5 protein-coding genes are annotated in these 6,000 nt (G+C 74.2%); 2 read left to right on the forward strand and 3 right to left on the reverse strand.

The window, feature by feature from the left end:
* Window positions 1-132 precede the first annotated feature (132 nt).
* From ACTG9Q_RS32215 to ACTG9Q_RS32225, 3 genes are all read right to left on the reverse strand, one after another.
* Entirely contained in the window at window positions 133-699 is a 567-nt protein-coding gene (locus ACTG9Q_RS32215; RefSeq protein WP_455576733.1) for a hypothetical protein, read from the reverse strand.
* Window positions 700-931: 232 nt separating this feature from the next.
* Entirely contained in the window at window positions 932-1,726 is a 795-nt protein-coding gene (locus ACTG9Q_RS32220) for a hypothetical protein (protein ID WP_455576734.1), read from the reverse strand.
* Between the two features lie 10 nt (window positions 1,727-1,736).
* Window positions 1,737-2,219, reverse strand: a complete 483-nt coding sequence (locus tag ACTG9Q_RS32225) for a YcxB family protein (RefSeq protein WP_455576735.1) — start codon at window positions 2,217-2,219, stop codon at window positions 1,737-1,739.
* A 126-nt stretch (window positions 2,220-2,345) separates the two neighbouring features.
* Here ACTG9Q_RS32225 and ACTG9Q_RS32230 point away from each other — a divergent pair, with 126 nt between their 5' ends.
* Together ACTG9Q_RS32230 and ACTG9Q_RS32235 are read left to right on the forward strand one after the other, a co-directional pair.
* Window positions 2,346-3,749 (forward strand): ATP-binding protein, encoded by a 1,404-nt coding sequence (locus ACTG9Q_RS32230; RefSeq protein WP_455576739.1) that lies wholly within the window; start codon window positions 2,346-2,348, stop codon window positions 3,747-3,749.
* On the forward strand, window positions 3,746-5,692 hold the full coding sequence (locus tag ACTG9Q_RS32235; protein WP_455576736.1) for a VWA domain-containing protein: 1,947 nt from the start codon (window positions 3,746-3,748) through the stop codon (window positions 5,690-5,692). Before ACTG9Q_RS32230 ends, ACTG9Q_RS32235 begins: the two co-directional genes overlap by 4 nt.
* Window positions 5,693-6,000: the final 308 nt, after the last annotated feature.

Genomic DNA, 6,000 nt, shown 5'->3' on the forward strand with positions numbered 1-6,000 from the left:
CGTCCACCGGCATGTCGCGCGGGCGAACCGCGCGGTGAGTTGGGACAAGGTGTGCCCGTCCGCGGTGCGCGACGCTGGTTCCCCAGCACACCTCTCCGCGTGGATCGGGGGTGGAACGGAGGGTCATGGCGCTCACCCTCTCGGCTCGGACAGGTCGAGCCTGCTGTGGAGCTGACGCCCGGTCTCGCTGAGCGTCACCAGCCTGCACTCGCGCAGCTTCAGCGCGCCCACGACCAGGTGACCGGCGCTGACCAGCTCGCGGGCCCGCGCGGTCAGGTTGGCGTCGGAGCGCAGCCCGCGCCCGGTGATCTCGTTGGCCTCGGTCAGCCCCAGCTCGCCCCGGTGGGCGCAGCGCAGCAACACGAACCAGTCGCGGTTCCTGGCCACCTCATCGGGTGAACGCCTGCCGCGGCGCAGCCAGATCTCCAGCAGCCGGTTGCCCGCCGAGGTCAGCTCGGCGGTCACCCACCCGTCCCGGGGGTCGGCGTGGGTGGCGAACCCGACGAACCCGTCCCGGCGCAGGGTGAACAGCGCGCCCACCATGAGCGCGGACAGGTCGTCGGTGCGGTGGCGGAGCACCGAGTGCACCCCGTAGCCGCCGACCTCGCCGCGCGCCACCATCTGCAGCGCGCCCAAGTGCGCGGCGTCCAGCGCGGGCGGGCGCGGCCCGGTCCGGTGCTCGACGAGCTCAACGGTCATGGTGTGACTCCGGTAACAGGGTGTGGTCCAGTGTGACCACTATCGGGGAGCCGTCAGGCGTCCGCTCATCCCAATGACCCATAGCACCGTCCTTATGCACCATCCGGCCGGTGATCATGCTCGGGGTCCACTCGGGAAGGTCCCTGGTCAGGTGCTTTTGCGGGTTTTCCAGGGAATCGTTCGACGGCCCGAACGGATCGGCGCGGTCCGCGTGACCGCGATCGGCGAGGGGTCAGTGCTGGTCGGCGTGCTCGGAGAACACCCGGACCGCCTCGTGGACGGCGGCGAGCCGGGCCAGGCGGACCGCGTCGGACAGCGGGCGCAGGGCGTCGGCGCGCTTGCGCGCCGAGGACGACGACAGCGCGTTGCCCGGGGCGTCCTCGGCGGCCAGGTCCAGGATCGCGGAGACCTCGTTGGCGCGCTGGAGCACGCGCAGGGACCGGGGCGGGGTGCCCTCCGGCCACGGCGCGGCGCTGCGGTGGGCGATGCGGGCGGTGATCTCCTCGCGGACGCCCGCGCGCTGCTTGGCCACGCCCAGCTCGGTCAGCACGCCCGCGGCCACGCGCATGGCGCCGGTCAGCTCGTGCTCGGCCTCACCGAGGGGCAGGTGCTCCACGCCCGAGGTGTCGCCGGTGGGGAACACCGTCCAGCGCAGCACGCCGTCGGCGATCTGCTCGGGGACCAGGCCGTAGCCGGTCCCGTCGACGACCACGGCCTCACCCGCGTGCAGCGCGCTGCCCGCGAACTCGCTGCGGGTGCCCAGGCCGCGCACGTCACCCGGGACGGGAAGGACCAGGCGCACGCTCGTGGCGCCGGTCCGGCGGATCGCGGCGAGCAGGGTGGCGGCCGGGCCCCCGGCCTGTCCGCGCACGGGGATCTCCAGCGCCGTCGCGGTGGTCTCATCGACGCCGACCACGTCGTGCAGTTCCGACCAGTGGCCCAGCGCGTCCAGCACGTCGTCGGAGGCGGCCGAGCCTGCCAGCCACGCCGAGACCCAGACGGCGAATGTCGCACTCGGAGTTGACACGCGAAAGAGCCTACGCCGGGCGCCCGAGCGCCTTGGCCAGGAGGTCGCGGAAGCGGTCGATGTCCTCGGTGCTGTCGAAGGCCCGGCCGGGTACCGGGTGCACCCCGCCCTCGGCGGTGCGCAGCACGAAGTTGCGCTCGGTCTCGGCCCACCCGGCCAGGTCGGCGACGGCGAGGGCGCTGTAGGCGGTGCCGTCGAGGGTCATCATCCTGATGTGCCGCTCGTCCACCTCGGCGGTCACCGTCCGCCCGGCGATCGGGTTGCGGTTGAACGCCAGCCGCGCGCCCAGACCCGGCAGCACCGCGATCAGCACCGCGCAGACCACGCCGAACACCCCGGGCGTCACCTGGCCGAGCACGATCAGCACGGTCGAGAACGCGCCGAGGGCGGCGGCGAACCACGGCGCCCACCGGGTGAACGGGACGATGGTGCGCACCGCGTCCGCCCAGTCCGCGGCCTCGGGACTCCACCTCAGCTTCAGGTGCGCAGGCATACCTGGGAATGTAGTGGTCCCGCCGGGAGTTCCGCGACCGCTTCCGCGCCGCCTGGAGTGACACCCGCACCGCGCTCGACGTCGACCGCGCGCCCGAACGTGCGTAGCGTCGTCGGGGTGACCCCCGTGAACACCCCGCCCGAGTCGCTGCCCCGCACCGCGGGAGAGCTGCGCGCCCACGGGCACGCGGCCAAGTCCGTCAAGGCCGAGATCCGGGACAACCTGCTCGCCGCCCTGCGCGCGGGCCGCGACCCGTGGCCGGGCATCGTCGGGTTCGGCCAGAGCGTGCTGCCGCAGCTGGAGCGCGCCCTGCTCGCCGGGCACGACGTCGTCCTGCTGGGCGAGCGCGGCCAGGGCAAGACCCGCCTGCTGCGCACCCTGGCCGGGCTGCTGGACGAGTGGTCCCCCGTGATCGCGGGCGCCGAGCTGGGCGAGCACCCGCTGGACCCGATCACCCCGGCCTCGCTGGCCCGCGCGGCCGAGCTGGGCGACGACCTGCCCGTCGAGTGGCGCCACCGCACCGAGCGCTACACCGAGAAGCTGGCCACGCCCGACACCTCCGTCGGCGACCTCATCGGCGACGTCGACCCGGTCAAGGTCGCCGAGGGCCGAACCCTCGGCGACCCCGAGACCATCCACTTCGGACTCGTCCCGCGGGCGCACCGCGGCATCGTCGCGGTCAACGAGCTGCCCGACCTCGCCGAGCGCATCCAGGTCGCGCTGCTCAACGTCATGGAGGAGCGCGACATCCAGGTCCGCGGGTACACCCTGCGCCTGCCGCTGGACGTGCTGCTCGTGGCCACCGCCAACCCCGAGGACTACACCAACCGCGGGCGCATCATCACCCCGCTCAAGGACCGCTTCGGCGCCGAGGTGCGCACCCACTACCCGCGCTCGCTCTCCGCCGAGGTCGACCTGGTCAGGCAGGAGGCCGACCTGGTCGCCGAGGTGGGCGAGCCGCTGCTGGAGGCGCTGGCCCGCTTCGTCCGCGGCCTGCGCGAGTCCAGCGCCGTCGACCAGCGCTCCGGGGTCTCGGCGCGCTTCGCGGTGGCCGCGGCCGAGACGGTGGCCGCCGCCGCCCTGCGCCGCTCCGCGCTGACCGGCGAGGAGCCCGCCGTGGCCCGCCCGATCGACCTGGAGGCCGTGCCCGCGGTGCTGCGCGGCAAGCTGGAGTTCGAGGCGGGGGAGGAGGGCCGCGAGACCGAGCACCTGACCCACCTGCTGCGCCGCGCGGTCGCCGAGACCGCCCGCGACCGCCTCGCCGGGCTGGACCTGCGCCCGCTGGCCGACGCCATCGCCGACGGCCACCTCGTCGCCACCGGCGAGCGGGTCCCCGCCACCGAGGTGCTGGCCGCCCTGCCCGAGCTGCCGGTGCTGCACGAGGTGGCCGCCCGCGTCGGCGTCAGCCCGGCGGACCCGCCCGGGCGCATCGCCGCCGCCGTGGAGCTGGCCCTGGAGTACCTGTACCTGACGCGCAAGGTGGCCAAGGAGTCCGACGCGGCCGAGGGCGAGGCGGTGTACGGCCCGTGACCTCCGCCGACCGGTACCGCTACGCGCCCTGGGACAACGGCCCCGACCCGCTCGCACCCCCGGTCGACCTGCGCGCGGCCCTGGAGCGCCTGGGCCGCGACATCATGGACGGCTCGTCGCCGCGCTCGGCCCTCGACGAGCTGCTGCGCCGCGGCACCGAGCAGACCGGCGGGCTCGACGAGCTGACCCGGCGGCTCTGGGAGCGCCGCTCCCGCATCCAGCGCCGCCACAACCTCGACGGCACCCTGCGCCAAGTGCAGGAGCTGCTGGACCGGGCGCTGGAGGCCGAGCGCAGCGCGCTGTTCCCCGACCCCTCCGACGACGCCCGCTTCCGGGAGGCCCAACTCGACGCGGTGCCGCCGGGGACCGCCGCGGCGGTGCGCGACCTGGCGCCCTACGACTGGCGGTCGCCGCAGGCGCGCGCGGACTACCAGCGCATCCGCGACCTGCTGGGCCAGGAGCTGATGGAGTCGCGGTTCCAGGGCATGAAGCAGGCGCTCAGCGAGGTGCGCCCCGAGGACGTCGAGCGGATCAGGGCCATGATGGCCGACCTCAACGACCTGCTGACCGCCCACCAGCGCGGGGACGACACCAGCGCCCGGTTCGAGGAGTTCATGCGGCGCCACGGGGAGTTCTTCCCCGAGAACCCGCGCTCGGTCGAGGAGCTGGTCGACGCCCTCGCCGCCCGCGCGGCCGCCGCGCAGCGGATGATGAACTCGATGAGCGAACGCCAGCGCGGCGAGCTGCAGGAGCTGATGGCGGGCGCGTTCGGCGACCCCCGCCTCGCCGAGCAGGTCTCCGCGCTGGACGCCAACCTGCGCGCGCTGCGGCCGGGGGAGGACTGGACGTCCTCGGCCCGCTTCCGCGGTAACGACCCGCTGGGCATGGGCGAGGGCGCGCAGGCCATGGCCGACCTCGCCGAGCTGGACGCGCTGGCCGAGCAGCTGGCCCAGAGCTACCCCGGGGCGCGGCTGGAGGACATCGACCTGGAGGCGCTGGCCCGCCAGCTCGGGGACGAGGCGGTGGTCGACGCGCGGGCGCTGTCGTCGCTGGAGCGCGAACTGCGCAACCAGGGGCTGCTGGAGCGCGCCGCCGACGGGACCCTCCGCCTGTCGCCGAAGGCGCTGCGCAGGCTGGGCGAGGCGGCGCTGTCCGACGTGGTCGGCGCCCTGCGGTCCCGGCGCGGGCAGCGCGACACCCGCCTCGCCGGGGCGGCGGGGGAGCCGACCGGCTCGTCCCGGGCCTGGGAGTTCGGCGACACCGAACCCTGGGACGTGCCCAGGACGGTGCGCAACGCGGTCCTGCGCGGCGGGGTCGGGTCGGTGCGGATCGAGGTGTCCGATGTGGAGGTCGTGGAGACCGAGCAGCGGACCAGGGCCGTGGTGGCGCTGTGCGTGGACACCTCGTGGTCGATGGTCCAGGACAACCGCTGGGTCCCGATGAAGCGGACCGCGCTCGCCCTGCACCACCTGGTGAAGACCCGGTTCCGCGGCGACGAGCTGCAACTGATCACCTTCGGGCGCCACGCCTCCACTGTGGACATCGGGACGCTGACGGCGCTGGAGGGCGTGTGGGAGCAGGGCACCAACCTGCACCACGCCCTGCTGCTCGCGGGCCGCCACGTCCGGGCCAACCCGGACGCGCAGCCGGTCGTCCTGGTCGTCACCGACGGCGAGCCGACCGCGCACCTGGAGCCGGACGGGGAGGCGGTGTTCAACTACCCCACGACCGAGCGCACCGTGCGCAAGACGCTGGCCGAGGTGGACCGCCTCGCCCGGCTCGGCGCGTCGATCACGGTGTTCAGGCTGGGCGACGACGAGCGCCTCGCCGAGTTCGTCGACATCGTCGCGCGCCGGGGCGGCGGCCGGGTGGTGAACCCCGACCTCGACGGGCTCGGCCCCGCGGTGGTGGGGGACTACCTGCGCTCACGCAAAGGCCGCTAGGGCCTGTCCTCAAACCCCGATCGCGATAGCCGGGCCGGATCGGCCGCTGACGGCACCGCCGCAGAACCCGAGTACGACCCCGGTACGAGGGCCCTGCGGCGCCGCCGCCAGCGACCGATCCGATCCCGACTTTCATCGACCGGGGTTTGGGGACAGGCCCTAGCCCGTGTTTCAGGTGTAGGGCACGGCCTAGACGAGTAATGCGTAAGTCGAGGCGGTGGCTGGAGACGGGCGAAGGGTGTTCAAGATCAGTTTGTGACGACCGACCTGAACACCCTTCTCACCGCACTCTACGTCAAGATCGACGA

It is taken from the genome of Actinokineospora lacus, from assembly GCF_053813445.1.